Annotated in this window: 12 protein-coding genes; 6 read left to right on the top strand and 6 right to left on the bottom strand. The window is 69.9% G+C overall.

Annotated features, from left to right (window positions below; all coding sequences use genetic code 11):
• Positions 1-177 precede the first annotated feature (177 nt).
• A complete protein-coding gene (locus ACYVP9_RS02770) occupies positions 178-834 on the top strand; it encodes a response regulator transcription factor (RefSeq protein WP_460603161.1) in 657 nt (218 codons plus the stop codon).
• 13 nt (positions 835-847) lie between these two features.
• Here the strand turns inward: ACYVP9_RS02770 and ACYVP9_RS02775 are convergent, their stop codons facing one another.
• Genes ACYVP9_RS02775 through ACYVP9_RS02785 form a run of 3 tightly spaced genes read right to left on the bottom strand, consistent with a single transcriptional unit; the run spans position 848 to position 4,099 of the window.
• Positions 848-1,954 carry an NDMA-dependent alcohol dehydrogenase gene (locus tag ACYVP9_RS02775; RefSeq protein WP_460603162.1) on the bottom strand — a complete coding sequence of 369 codons (1,107 nt, stop codon included), beginning with the start codon at positions 1,952-1,954 and terminating at the stop codon, positions 848-850.
• An 11-nt stretch (positions 1,955-1,965) separates the two neighbouring features.
• On the bottom strand, positions 1,966-2,838 hold the full coding sequence (locus ACYVP9_RS02780; protein WP_460603163.1) for an NAD(P)-binding domain-containing protein: 873 nt from the start codon (positions 2,836-2,838) through the stop codon (positions 1,966-1,968).
• A 1-nt stretch (position 2,839) separates the two neighbouring features.
• A complete protein-coding gene (locus tag ACYVP9_RS02785; protein ID WP_460603164.1) occupies positions 2,840-4,099 on the bottom strand; it encodes a cytochrome P450 family protein in 1,260 nt (419 codons plus the stop codon).
• 233 nt (positions 4,100-4,332) lie between these two features.
• Here ACYVP9_RS02785 and ACYVP9_RS02790 point away from each other — a divergent pair, with 233 nt between their 5' ends.
• Positions 4,333-4,536, top strand: a complete 204-nt coding sequence (locus ACYVP9_RS02790; RefSeq protein ID WP_460603165.1) for a ferredoxin — start codon at positions 4,333-4,335, stop codon at positions 4,534-4,536.
• 11 nt (positions 4,537-4,547) lie between these two features.
• Positions 4,548-5,726 carry an NAD(P)/FAD-dependent oxidoreductase gene (locus ACYVP9_RS02795; protein ID WP_460603166.1) on the top strand — a complete coding sequence of 393 codons (1,179 nt, stop codon included), beginning with the start codon at positions 4,548-4,550 and terminating at the stop codon, positions 5,724-5,726.
• Between the two features lie 10 nt (positions 5,727-5,736).
• On the opposite strand, the gene ACYVP9_RS02800 is transcribed toward ACYVP9_RS02795, so the two are convergent.
• From ACYVP9_RS02800 to ACYVP9_RS02810, 3 genes are read right to left on the bottom strand one after another with little or no spacing between them, the layout of a single operon-like run.
• Positions 5,737-6,891, bottom strand: a complete 1,155-nt coding sequence (locus tag ACYVP9_RS02800) for an acyl-CoA dehydrogenase family protein (RefSeq protein WP_460603167.1) — start codon at positions 6,889-6,891, stop codon at positions 5,737-5,739.
• On the bottom strand, positions 6,888-8,483 hold the full coding sequence (locus tag ACYVP9_RS02805; protein ID WP_460603168.1) for an AMP-binding protein: 1,596 nt from the start codon (positions 8,481-8,483) through the stop codon (positions 6,888-6,890). The genes ACYVP9_RS02800 and ACYVP9_RS02805 overlap by 4 nt, the downstream gene beginning before the upstream one ends.
• Positions 8,484-8,531: 48 nt before the next feature.
• On the bottom strand, positions 8,532-9,302 hold the full coding sequence (locus ACYVP9_RS02810) for an SDR family NAD(P)-dependent oxidoreductase (protein WP_460603169.1): 771 nt from the start codon (positions 9,300-9,302) through the stop codon (positions 8,532-8,534).
• 176 nt (positions 9,303-9,478) lie between these two features.
• Here ACYVP9_RS02810 and ACYVP9_RS02815 point away from each other — a divergent pair, with 176 nt between their 5' ends.
• Genes ACYVP9_RS02815 through ACYVP9_RS02825 form a run of 3 tightly spaced genes read left to right on the top strand, consistent with a single transcriptional unit; the run spans position 9,479 to position 13,392 of the window.
• Positions 9,479-10,852, top strand: a complete 1,374-nt coding sequence (locus tag ACYVP9_RS02815; RefSeq protein ID WP_460603170.1) for an NAD-dependent succinate-semialdehyde dehydrogenase — start codon at positions 9,479-9,481, stop codon at positions 10,850-10,852.
• Between the two features lie 13 nt (positions 10,853-10,865).
• A complete protein-coding gene (locus tag ACYVP9_RS02820) occupies positions 10,866-11,825 on the top strand; it encodes an alpha/beta hydrolase (protein WP_460603171.1) in 960 nt (319 codons plus the stop codon).
• Entirely contained in the window at positions 11,818-13,392 is a 1,575-nt protein-coding gene (locus ACYVP9_RS02825; RefSeq protein ID WP_460603172.1) for a flavin-containing monooxygenase, read from the top strand. Before ACYVP9_RS02820 ends, ACYVP9_RS02825 begins: the two co-directional genes overlap by 8 nt.
• The last annotated feature ends 8 nt before the right edge of the window (positions 13,393-13,400 follow it).

Raw genomic sequence — 13,400 nt, forward strand, 5'->3', positions numbered from 1 at the left:
GCTACGTCGGGGCCCGGGTCGCCGGAACCGCTCTCCGGGCCTGCCGACCGTCGGGTGTGCGGACTACGCATCGCCGGGACAGGTACCCGGACGCGTAGTTCTACGCGTGTGCCCGGTCCGGGGGTCGGCGACGCTGTCGACCTCACAGGTCAGGTGGTCCATGCAGGGGAGAGACGCATGACGACGATGGCACCCGCACGCCCGATGATCCGCCCCGGTTCGTTCGACGTCGACCGGTGCCAGCTCCAACGCGTCCTGGTCGTCGAGGAACACGAACTGCTGCTTGCGGGCCTGCGCGCCGTCCTCACCCACGAGTCGTGGGTGTCGGACTGCCTCGTGGCGCCCACGGCAGAAGTCGCGTGGCAGATCGCCACCCGCCACCATCCGCAGCTGGTGATCATCAGCACCTCGCTCCCGGGTCGGACGTCGTTGGAGCTCTGTCGGCTGTTCAAGGTCCGCATGCCGCACGTCCGCGTCGCCCTGATGTCCAGCGAGGGCCGCGTCTCGGCGGCTCTCGCCCTGCTGAACGGAGCGGTCGCGTCGATCAGCAAGCAGCTGCCGACCAGCGTGCTCGCAGCGTCGCTGCGCAGGGTCGCCGAAGGCGGGCGGGTCTTCCCCCGCGAGAGCGCCGAAGCCGGCACGAAGCTGTCCGCCCGCGAACTCGACGTCCTGCAACTGCTCGCGACGGGCCGCAGCAATCCCGAGATGGCGCTCGAGCTCAACCTCTCGCGTCACACGATCAAGCAGCACACCAGCGCCGTGTACCGGAAGCTGGGCGTGCGCAACCGGGCCGAAGCAGCGAGCCGGGGCCAGGAGCTCGGCCTGCTGGTGTGAACCGCGCCGACGGTCAGAATCTGATCACGCCGCGGATCAGCTCTCCGGCGAGCAGGTCGTCGTAACCCTGGTTCACCTGCTCGAGGGTGTATTCGCGGGTGACGAGTTCGTCGAGCTTCAACTGCCCCGCCTGGTAGAGGCCGAGCAGGCGGGGAACGTCGTACTGCGGGCTGAACTGGCCGAAGATGCAGCCCTTCACCGTCTTCTGGAACATGGCCAGCTGGGCCGCAGGGAGTTGGATGCTCAGGTCGTCCCAGGCTCCCATCGCGGTGATCGCCACGGTGCCGCCCTTGCCCACGACGGTGAAGGCCGACGTCACGACGGCCGGGTCGACATCGCCGACGATGACCATCGCCTGGTCCGCACCCTCGCCGTGTGTCAGTTCCCAGACCGCCTCGAGGGCGGAGTCGGCGTCGGCGAAGGTGTGGGTGGCGCCGAGTTTCATGGCGGTGTCGCGTTTGAACGCGACCGGGTCCACGACGACGACATGACGGGCGCCGGCGGCCGCCGCGCCTTGCACGGCGTTGATGCCGACGCCGCCGCACCCGTAGATGACCGCGGTGTCACCGACGCCGACGCCGGCGGCATTGACGGCGGTGCCCCAGCCGGTCGGGACGCCGCACGACGCGAGCACGGCGCGGTCGAGCGGGTGCGACTCGTCGATCTTGATGACCGAGTGCTGGGAGAGCGTGCCGTACTCGGAGAAGGAGCCCACCGAGCACATGCCGCCGGCGTCGACTCCGTCGACGCTGAAGCGGAAGGTGCCGTCGGGCAACTGTCCGTCGAGCAGGAACTCGCCGAGGTTGCAGAGGTTCTGCTGGCCGGTACGGCACCAGCGGCACTCGCCGCAGCTCGGTATGAAGCTGACCAGGACGTGGTCACCGGCCTTGACCTTCGAGACCCCGTGGCCCACCTCCTCGACGATGCCGGCTCCTTCGTGGCCACCCACGATGGGCAGCCGCGAGGGGAAGTCGCCCTTGCGCAGGTGGAGATCGGAATGGCACAGACCGGCGGCGACGTACCGGATCAGGACCTCGCCCCCCCGCGGTCCCTCGAGGTCGAGATCGAGCAGTTCGAAGGGGGCGCCGACCTCGGTGAGCACGGCAGCGCGTGTCTTCATGGCGTGTCTCCTCAGGAGGTCCGGGCGACCCGGGTGAGGGCGGAGAAGCCGAGCGGGCCCAGGCCCGCGCGCTCCCCGGCCGAGAGGTTGTCGACCGCGGCGGCGAGGACGCGGCCGTGGTGCCCGGCCGTGCGCAGCGCGTCCAGGGTGGCCCGCGAACCCTCGGCGTAGACCCCGAGCGTGGCCGAATCGGTCTCGTGCGCGTCGGCGGCGATCGCGTCGACCGCCTCGGCGGTCGTCATCGCAAGGGCACCGAGCGACACCTCGGTCATGGCCTTGAGCGTGGCCGGGTCGATGCCCTGCTCGAGCGCGTAGGTGGCCGCCTCGACGTAGGCGCTCAGCGCGCTGACGTAGAACGCGCCGGTGAGGGCGACGTCCAGGACGCTCGCGCCGGACGGGTCCTCGGCGACGATGGTGGACGGCGACCCGAGCAGCACCAGCGCCTTCTCGTGCTCCGCCCACGCCTCGGCCGACCCGGAGTAGATGATCATCCCCTCGTCGGTGCCGATGTGCTGCGGGTAGCAGAGGATGGCGCCGTCGAGGTAGGCGGCGCCGCGGTCGGCGGCCCAGGTCCGGAACGACTCGACCTGGGTCGGGACGCCGGTCCCGACGTTGACGAGCGTCGTCCCGGCCCAGTCGGTCACGGGTGTCAGGGCGTCCTTGGTCGTGTCGTAGGTAGCCGTGCAGGCGACGACGAGAGGTACCGACCGCACCGCGTCGCGCACGTCGGCGACGGCGGTGAGGTTCTCGCCGGCGAGTGCCTCCGCCTTCTCGGGGCTCCGGTTCCACGCGGCCACGCGCAGTCCCCGGGCGGCGAAGGTCGTCGCGATCGCCGAACCCATGGGGCCGCAGCCGATGACGGCGACGTCGTAGTCGCTGCTCATGTCACGCACCTTCTTTTCGCGGGCCCAGCCGGACGGGCAGGCTCTTGCGCTGGTTGACGAAGAACGACTGGGTGAAGGGCGCGTCGCCGATCACCTGCATCTCGGGGTACGTCCGCAGCGTCTCCTCCACCATGAGCCGCAGCTCGAGCCGCGCGAGGGCGTTGCCGAGACAGAAGTGCCGGCCCCCCGCGCCGAACGCCTGGTGCTCGGGGTTGCGGGTCACGTCGAAACGGTCCGGGTCGTCGTACTTCGACTCGTCGCGGTTGGACGACGGATACCACATGATCACCTTGTCGCCGGCCGCGATCTGCTGGCCGCCGAGTTCGGTGTCGGTCGTCGCGGTGCGGCGCATCATCGCGAAGGCCGGGAACATGCGCAGCGCCTCCTCGACGACGCCGGGCACGAGGGAAAGGTCGTCGAGCACCTTCTGCCGCTCGTCCGGGTGGTCGCAGAGCGCCTTCATCGCGCTCACGTAGGTCGCCATCGTGCTGTCGTTGCCCGCGGCGAGCAGCAGCAGCATGCCGCCGATGATGTCCTCGTCGCCGAGCTTGTCGCCCTCGACCTCGGAGTGGACGAGGATGCTGATGAGGTCGTCGCCCGGGTTCTCGCGGCGGGCCTGCACCAGGGCGCCGCACTCCTCGATGAGCTGGGGGATGAACACCTCGAGCCACTCGTCGACGCCTCCGGGGTTGAAGTCGGGGTCGTCGAGCGCGATGTAACGGCTCAGGTTGTGGATCCACCGGGCATCGTCCTCCTCTGGGATGCCCATGAACCCGTGGATGACGCGCGCGACGATCGGCTTGGACACGTCGGTGACGAGGTCGGCGGTCTCCTTCCCCTCGAGGCGTCCCAGCACGGTGCGGACGACCTCGCGGACCCGCTCCTCCTCGGCCGCGATCCGGTCGCGGGTGAAGCCGGCGAGGAACAGCTGCTTGAGCCGGTCGTGCCGCGGGGGATCCAGGTTGATCATGTCGGTCTTGGCGAGCTCGATCAGATGCTCGGGCATGCCCTCCCAGGTCAGGTCGACGGCGCCGTCGGCGTTCGACGAAAACGTCTTCCAGTCGCGGCTCACCCGGCCGATGTCGTCCGCGGTGGTGACGGACCAGAAGCCGGCCAGCTCGGGGACACCCGCGACACCGGGCGACCAGTGCACCGGACACTTCGAGCGGAGTTCCGCGAACGTGGCGTGCGGTGGGCCTTCGACCCACTTCTCCGGGTCGGCGACGGTCAGGTTGTCGGATGCGTGGCCGGGGCTTGTCATCGCTTCTCCTGGGATCGGTCGGGCTGCCAACTGCGGGCGAAGCTAGGTCGATCGCCGGAGCGCATCGGAGATGACGGGGCAACGTCCCCCCGGGTGGGGGATCAGGAGCGCGCGCCGCGGCACCCCCCAGGTGGGCACGATTCGGGCGGTCGTCCGGTGATCAGGGTCGGCGGGACGCACGGTGGTCCGACGACAGCGCGTGCCCCGCACGACGCGAGACGAAGGGAGCGACCGTGGCGCTGCGCCTCACGATCGACATGGACAAATGCACGGCGTGTGCCTGCTGCATGATGGAGGCGCCGGGCCTGTTCGACATCGACGACGACACCGGCCAGGTCGTCCTGTTGCAGGAGTTCCCGTCCGAGGACCAGCGGGACGAGGCCGAACGCGGGGTCCGTTCCTGTCCCGAGAACGTGATCACCCTTCACGTGGTGTGAGGGGAGCAGCCGTGCAGCGCATCGTCGTCGTCGGTGGATCGGTCGCCGGCGTGAACGCCGTCGAGGGCCTGCGGGCGCGGGCGTTCGACGGGGACGTGACCCTGGTGAGTTCCGAGCCCGAGCTGCCGTACGACAAGCCGCCGCTCTCGAAGGCTGCCCTGCGCGAGGGCCCCGACCTCGCCGCGCTCGAGCTGAGGCCGAAGAGTTGGTACGACGAGCAGGGCGTCCGGTTGCGACTCGGCCTGCGGGCGGCTGCGCTCGACATGGCGCACCGGCGGATCGTGCTCGAGGGCGGTGACGTCATCGGGTACGACGGGCTGGTCATCGCCACCGGATGCGCCCCGCGGGTCGTGCCGGCGCTCGAGGGCGCACCGGTGCACGTCCTGCGCACGATCGGCGACGCGGCGGCGCTGCACGCGGAGCTGGTTGCCGGCCGTCACCTCGTCGTGCTCGGCGCCGGGTTCATCGGGCTCGAGGTGGCGGCGAGCGCGCGTGCTCTGGGCCTGGACGTCACAGTCGTCGAACTCGCGCCGGTGCCACTCAAGCGTGTGCTCGGCGACGAGTCCGGTCGGTGGTTCGTCGACCTGCACGCCGAGCGGGGTGTCGACCTGCGCTGCGGGACGAGCGTGACGCACCTCGCGACCACCGCTCGTGGGACGCGGTTGACGCTGTCCGACGGGTCGGTGCTCGACGCCGACCTGGTGGTCGCGGGCGTCGGCGTCACGCCTGCTGTCGGTTGGCTGGCCGGATCGGGAATCGACACCGCGGACGGGGTGCTGTGCGACGCGTTCCTGCGGACATCGGCGCCTGACGTCGTCGCGGCCGGCGACGTCGTGCGATGGCCGAACGAGTTGTTCGGTGAGTCCATGCGGGTGGAGCAGTGGCTCAACGCCGTCGACCAGGGTCGCCACGCAGCCGCCACCCTGTTGGGGGAGCGGGAGCCGTTCCGCCCGGTGCCCTACTTCTGGTCCGACCAGTTCGACGCGATGGTGCGTTTCGTGGGCCGGGCCGACGCCGCCGACACCACCCGTGTGCAGCGTGTCAGCGACCGTGCGACCGTCGCGCTCTACGGTCGCGGCGGCGTCCTGCGGGGCGCGCTGTGCATCAATGCGCCGCGCCACCTCGCACGTCTGAAGCGGGGAATCCAGGACCGGGTCCCGTTCGCGGACGCCCTCGACACGGTGAGCTAGCGACCGCGCCTCAGAGTCCCATGTCCTTCGCAATGATCATCTTCATGACCTCGGACGTTCCGCCGTAGATCCGGTTGACCCGGTTGTCGGCGTACAGGCGGGCGATGGGGTACTCGTTGATGAAGCCGTAGCCGCCGTGCAGTTGCAGGCACCGGTCGATGACGCGGTGCGCGACCTCGGTGCAGAACAGCTTGGCCGACGCGGCCTCCGCGGCAGTCAGCTCGCCGCGGTCCAGTGCTTCGAGGGCACGGTCGGTGACGGCCTGCGCCGCGTCCACCTCGGCCTTGCACGCGGCGAGTTCGAACTTCGTGTTCTGGAACGAGGCGACGGGACGGCCGAACACCTCACGTTGCTCGACGTAGCGGTGCGCGAACTGCACGGCTGCGGCCGCCTGTGCGTACGCGCCGTGGGCGATGCCCCACCGCTCGGAGGGAAGGTTCTGGCCCAGGTAACCGAAGCCGTGGTCCTCCTCGCCGAGCAGGTCCTCGGCCGGCACGCGCACGTCGACGAAGGACAACTCCGCCGTGTCCTCCGTGCGCAGCCCGAGCTTGTCGAGCTTGCGTCCGACGGTGTAGCCGGGTGCGCCGGCGTCGACGGCGAACAGCGAGATGCCGAAGCGGCGGTCGTCCGGCCGCGGTCCACTCGTGCGGGCCGCCACGATCACCCGGTCGGCGTGCACGCCGCCGGTGATGAACGTCTTCGCGCCGTTGAGCACGTAGTGCGACCCGTCCTCGGACCGGACCGCGGTGCTGCGCATCCCGCTCAGGTCCGAACCGGTGTCCGGCTCCGTCATCGCCAGTGCCCACATCTGCTCGCCGCTGACGAAGTCGGGCAGGTAGCGCTTCTTCTGCTCGTCGGTCGCGAGGTGCTTGATGTACGGCAGGGCGAGCAGCACGTGGACGTTCGTACCGGCGGTGACGCCGAGCCGCGCGGTCTCCTCGGACTGGATGGCGATGAACTTGTGCGTGTCCAGGCCGGCGCCGCCGAACTCCTCGGGGACGCTGATGCCGAACACGCCGAGGTCGCCGAGGCGTCGGTACAGGTCGCGCGGCACGAGTCCGTCGGCGAGCCAGGTGTCGTAGTGCGGCACGACCTCCGCCTCCAGGAAGGACCGCAGCGTGCTGCGGAAGGCCTCGTGGTCGGCGTCGTAGACGGTGCGATTCATGTCGGGCTCCTGTCAGGTGCGGCGTGTCGGCCGTCGGGGGTGGCGTCCCAGGCGAGGTCGGTGAGTCCACGCGTCCGGACGGCGTTCTTGTCGACGCGTTCGGTCGGTGTCCTCGGCAGCGCGTCGACGATCTCGATGAAGCGCGGCACGGCGTAGCGGGGGAGTTCGGCCGCGAGGAAGGCGTGCAGCCCGGCCGGGTCGATGACGTGTCCGCCGCGGGGAACGGCCAGCACCGCGACGTCCTCTTCGCCGAGGTCGGACGGGACGCCGATCGCCGCCGAGGTCAGCACGTCGGGGTGCCTGCCGGTGGCGATCTCCACCTCCCAGGCGGAGACGTTCTCGCCGCGGCGCCGGATGGAGTCCTTGAGCCTGCCCACGTAGTAGAAGAAGCCGTCGTCGTCCGCGCGCATCCTGTCGCCGGTGTGGAACCACAGGTTCCGCCAGGCCGCGACGGTGGCGTCGGGCTTGCCCCAGTAGCCGTTCATGATCAGGTCCGGGTGGTGTGGCCGGAGCACGACCTCACCGACCTCGCCCACGGCGACGGGTTCGTCGTCCTCGTCGACCAGCGCGACCTCGAGTTCCGGCACGGGTTTGCCGACGGAGCCGATCCGGGAGTCCGTGAGGGAGTTGGCCGTGATCAGCATCGACTCGGTCATGCCGTACATCTCGAGCAGCCGGACGCCGAAGCGGCGTTCGAACGCTTCGTGGATCGCCGCCGGTGCCGCTGCTCCGGTGCCGACGACGGCGGGGTTGTCGTCATCGTCGTCGCGGGGCGCTGCCGCGAACAGCATCGACAGCATGGTCCCGAGGTAGGCGAAGTACTTGGCGTCGGCCTCGCGCACCGCGTCCCAAAAGCCGCTGACGCTGAAGCGGTCGCCCACCGCGACGCGGCCGCCGCTGATCAGCGCAGCGATCACGTAGGCGCGGGCGTCGGAGTGGAACAGCGGTTCCGGGGTGAAGACGGTCTCCCCCTCGGTCATGCCGAGTTGGGCGAGTCCGCGTTCGGCCCAACGAACGTATGACGCCTGCGGGACGAGCACCCCTTTGGACGGTCCGGTCGTGCCGGACGTGTAGATCATCGTGGCGCTGTCGGAGTTGCCCGGCGGGACGACGTCGCCGTCCCGCCCGAACTCGATCAGGTCGTCGAGGGTCAGGTGCTGCGCGCCGTCGCCGAAGAAGGTGTCGCCGCAGTCCGGGCCGATGACGACGACATGGTCCGGCGGGGCGGGCAGGGCGCCGGCGAGTGCGTGCAGACGGTGGGGGTGACCGATGAGCACCCTGGGAGCGGCGTCCTCGACGAGGTAGCGCAGTTGCGCGCCGCGTGCCTCGTTGTTGATCGGCACGTCGATCAGCCCTGCCGCGTCGGCACCGAGCCAGGCCGCGACGTGCTCCATGCTGTTGTCCGCGACGAGCAGCGCCCGGTCTCCGCGGTTGAGGCCGAGTCCCCGCAATCCCGCTGCGACCGAGGTGACCGTGTCGAAGATCTGTCGTCGGCTGTGGTCCTGGCCACCGAAGCGCATGAGCGGCGAGTCCGGTGCCTTCTCCGCCTGCTGGGCGAGGGCGGAGTACACCGTCAGATCACGGGCGGTCACAGTGCGCCTCCGGGACTGGATGGATGGGGTCGATGCGCAACGCCCGCGTCACTGCGCGGTGTAGCCACCGTCGACGACCAGCACCTGGCCCGTCATGAAGGCCGACGCCTCGGACGCCAGGAAGATGGCCGGGCCGGCGTACTCCTCGGGCTGGGACCACCGGTTCATCGGCGTCGTCTGTTTGGCGTACGCGGCGAGGTCCTGGTCGGCCGAGATGTCCCCGAGCATGGCGGTGTCGACGTATCCCGGTGCAAGGGCGTTCACCCGTACGCCCTTGCGTGCCCACTCCAGCGCGATGGCCCGGGTGACGCCCACCAGCGCGTGCTTGGCGGCGATGTACGCGCTGTCGTCGCGGATGCCCACGAGGCCGAGCACGGACGCGATGTTGATCACCGACCCGCCGCCGTCCTTGAGGAACGGCGACGCCGCCTTGAGCGCCACCCACACGGACCGGACGTTGAGGTCCTGAACGCGTTGGTACACCTCGAGATCGGTCTTCTCGATCGCAGAGTCGTGGTCGTCCGCTGCGTTGTTGATCAGTACGTCGATCCCATCGAGGCGTTCGGCCGCGGACGCGACAGCGGCCTCGACCGACTCCGGCGCGCGCAGGTCGGTCGCGAGGTGCTCGTAGCGGCCGGAACCACCTTCGGCGAGCTCTCCGGTCTTGGCGAGCCCGTCCTCGGACCGGGCCACACCGAGAACGTGCGCGCCACGATGAGCGAACGCGACGGCCAGAGCGCGGCCGATCCCGCGGCTGGCGCCCGTGACGATGACGCGCTTGCCGGAGACGTCGAACAGGTCGGCGATGGGAGTGGTCATGACGCGGAGCATGTGGTGCCGCGCGGGACGTGGTCGGCGAGAGCGCCGGGCAGTACCCGGATGGGTGATGGGGCCGTCCCCCGGATGGGGGTGCTTCGTCGGCGCGTCCGGCTGGGGGAGAGCGTCGACGTCAGGCTCGCGCTGCCGAATGCACGCCTGCGAGTGGAGGACCCGTCGTGAGTCAGTACGCCGTCGTCGACCCGAGTACCGGTGACCGCATCAAGGAGTTCGACTCGTCGACCGACGACGAGATTGAGTCGGCGCTCCAGCGCGGCGAGCACGCCTACCGGACCTGGGGTCGGACGACCACGCCGGCGGAACGCACAGCGCTGCTGGCGCGTGTCGCGGAACTGTACGTCGAGCGCCGGGAGACCCTGGCCGCCATCATCAGCCGGGAGATGGGCAAGCCGCTCGACCAGGCCCTCCTCGAGGTCGACTTCGCCGCGGCGATCTACGGCTACTACGCCGAGAACGCCGAGAACTTTCTCGCCGACGAGCCGGTGCCGCTCGTGTGGGGCGAAGGGACGGCCGTCATCCGTCGCTCGCCCTCGGGTGTGCTGCTGGGCGTCATGCCGTGGAACTACCCGTACTACCAGGTGGCCCGGTTCGCGGGCCCGAATCTGATGCTCGGCAATCCGATCCTGCTCAAGCACGCGTCGCAGTGCCCCGAGTCGTCGAGCGCCATCGCCGAGATCTTCACCGACGCCGCCTTCCCGGCCGGCGCCTTCAGCAACCTGTACGCGACCTACGAGCAGGTCGACCGCATCATCGCGGACCCCCGGGTCGCCGGAGTCTCGGTGACCGGTTCCGAAGCAGTGGGCGCGCATGTCGCCGAGATCGCGGGCCGTCATCTGAAGAAGGTCGTTCTCGAACTCGGCGGCGCCGACCCGTTCATCCTGCTGAGCACCGACAACCTCGACGCAACCGTGGAAGCCGCGCTGACGGTACGCATCTACGACAACGCCGGCCAGATGTGCTGCGGTGCCAAGCGGTTCATCGTCATCGACGAGCTCTACGACGCCTTCCTCGAGAGGGTCGGCGCCGTGCTCGAACAGATCCGGCCGGGCGATCCCACCGCCGAGGGCACGGTCGTCGGACCGCTGTCGTCGGTGGCGGCCGCGGAACACCTGGAGGACCAGGTCCGGCGCGTGGTCGACGGCGGCGCCAAGGCAGTTCTCGGCGGCGGCCGCATCGGCGCGTTCTTCGAGCCCACCGTCCTCGTCGACATTGCACCGGGCAACGCCGCCGGCAAGGAGGAATTGTTCGGTCCCGTCGTCAGCGTGTACCGCGTCGGCTCCGAGCAGGAGGCGCTCGACGTCGCCAACGACAGCCCGTACGGCCTCGGCTCCTACGTCTTCACCACCGACAGGGATCAGGGCCAGCGCGTGGCGAACGGCCTCGAGGCCGGCATGGTGTTCGTCAACATCGTCGGCGCCGACGAGCCCGGACTGCCGTTCGGAGGGGTCAAGAACTCCGGCTTCGGTCGCGAACTCGGCCCGTGGGGCGTGGACGAGTTCGCGAACCGCAAGCTCGTCCGCACCGGCGCCTAACCGGGAATCGCGCATGACGCTGGAGCAGACATCCGCGGAACTCGTCCGCAGCTACCGCGAGTCGGGTGACCCTGCCCTGCACGAGACCACGCCGGGTATCGCCCGCCTCGGCGAGATCGTCATGGCGGGTGTGAGCGGGCCCGGTGCCGACGTGGGTTCGGTCGAGGAGCACCACGTCGGCCACGACGCGGGCACCGTGCGCGTCCGCGTGCTCAAGCCGCACGGCGTGTCGGCTGCGGTCGTCGTGTACTTCCACGGCGGTGGCTGGGTGCTGGGGGACATCGACCTGCAGCACGACCACGTCGGTCGGGACCTCGCCAACGAGGCGGGCGTGACCGTCGTGATGGTGAACTATCGCAAGGCGCCGGAGCATCCGTACCCGACCGCGCTGCGCGACGGTTGGGCAGCTCTGCAGTGGGCGGCCGAGCGGACCGGTCGACTCGCAGCCGACGGCGCGCCCGTCGTCCTCGCCGGTGACAGCGCCGGCGGCAATCTCGCGGCGGTGCTCGCCCGATGGGCTCGTGACGCGGGGGGTCCCGACGTCCGACTGCAGGTCCTCGTGTATCCGGTGACCGACTGCGATCTCGACACCCCGTCCTACTCGGCCGCCGAGAACCAGCTGCTGCTCACCCGCGACGGCATGGGGTGGTTTTGGGACCACTACCTGCCCGACCGGGATGCGCGGCGCCATCCGGACGCATCACCACTGCGCGCTACCGACCTGCGCGGGCTTCCGCCTGCCCTGGTCTACGTCGCCCAGTACGACCCGCTGCGCGACGAGGGGGTGGCCTACGCCGAGGCGCTGGCGGCTGCCGGTGTTGAGGTGACGTTGGCGGAGGCGACGGGGGAGATGCACACGTTCTTCCAGATGGCGGGCGTCCTTCCCGGTTACGCGACAGGGATCGGCCTCGTCGCTGCGCACCTGCGCCGGACGGTAGGCGCCGTCGCGCAAAAGGTGTCGACCCGTGGCTGAGCTCGATGCGCTCGTCATCGGCGCCGGCTTCGCCGGCATGTACCAGTTGCATGCGCTGCGCGCGCACGGGTTCGAAGCGAAGATCGTCGAGGCGGGCAGCGACGTCGGGGGAGTGTGGTTCTGGAACCGGTACCCCGGCGCCAGGTGCGACATCCAGTCGGTCGAGTATTCCTACTCGTTCGACTCTGCCCTGCAGCAGGAGTGGGAGTGGTCCGAGCGCTACGCGGCGCAACCCGAACTGCTGGCCTACGCCCGCCACGTGGCGGACCGTCACGGGCTGCGCGACCACATCGAGTTCAGGACACGGGTGACCGCCCTCGCATGGGACGACACGACACGTCGATGGACAGCGCAGACGGACAGCGGCCGAACCCTGTCGGCCCGCTACGTCGTCGCCGCGACCGGGGTGCTGTCCGTTCCGGCCGTGCCGGTCTTCGCCGGCATGGACGACTACGCGGGTGAGCTGCTGTGGACGTCCGACTGGCCCGAGAACGCCGACCTGCGGGGCAGGCGTGTGGGTGTCATCGGAACGGGCTCGTCCGGACTGCAGACCATCACGGCGATCGCTCCCCTCGTCGGGAGCCTCACCGTCTTCCAGCGCACCCCGTGCTACGCGGTCCCGGCTCACAACGAGCCGCTCGCCGACACCCTGCCCGGGGTGAAGGCCCGCTACGACGAGATCCGTGCGGCCAGCCGGACGACCGTGAGCGGATTCCAGTGCGACGGTGTTGACACGGCACTCGCCGCGCCGGGGACGGACGTGCGACGGACCCTGGACCGGCGGTGGGAGTTCGGCGGCCTGTGCTTCGCCGACGGTCTGACGGACGTCCTCGTCGACCCGCGTGCCAACGAGCTGGCGGCCGACTACGTCCGTGAGCGTATTCGCGAGAAGGTGCTCGACCCGGCCGTGGCCGAGACACTGCTGCCCACCTATCCCATCGCGGCGAAGCGGCTGTGCGTCGACACCGGCTACTACGAGGTCTACAACCGCGACACCGTGTCGCTGGTCGACCTCAACGCCGAGCCCATCGTGCGGTTCACTCCCGACGGCATCCAGGCCGGGCCGCGGGAACACCGGTTCGACGTCGTCGTCCTGGCCACCGGCTTCGATGCGATGACGGGGGCGCTGAAGGCGATCGACATACGGAACGGCACGACGAGCCTGCGCGACGCATGGGCGGACGGGCCACGGACCTACCTGGGCCTGATGAGCGCGGGCTTCCCCAACCTGTTCACGATCTGCGGCCCGCAGAGCCCGTCCGTGCTGACGAACATGTTCACCTCCATCGAGCAGCACGTCGACTGGATCACCGACGCCCTGGTGCATTTGCGTGAGCGCGGACTCACCCGTATTCAGGCGACGCCGGAGGCGCAGGACAACTGGGTGACCACGAACAACGACCTTGCCGACCTGACCCTGATGCCGAAGGCAGCGTCCTGGTACCTCGGCTCGAACATCCCGGGCAAACAACGGGTCTTCATGCCGTTCACCGGCGGGGTCGGGCTCTACCGGCAGGTCTGCGACGGCATCGCCACGTCCTACTACCACGGGTTCGAACTCGCATGATCCACGCG

The organism is Jatrophihabitans fulvus (genome assembly GCF_054781375.1).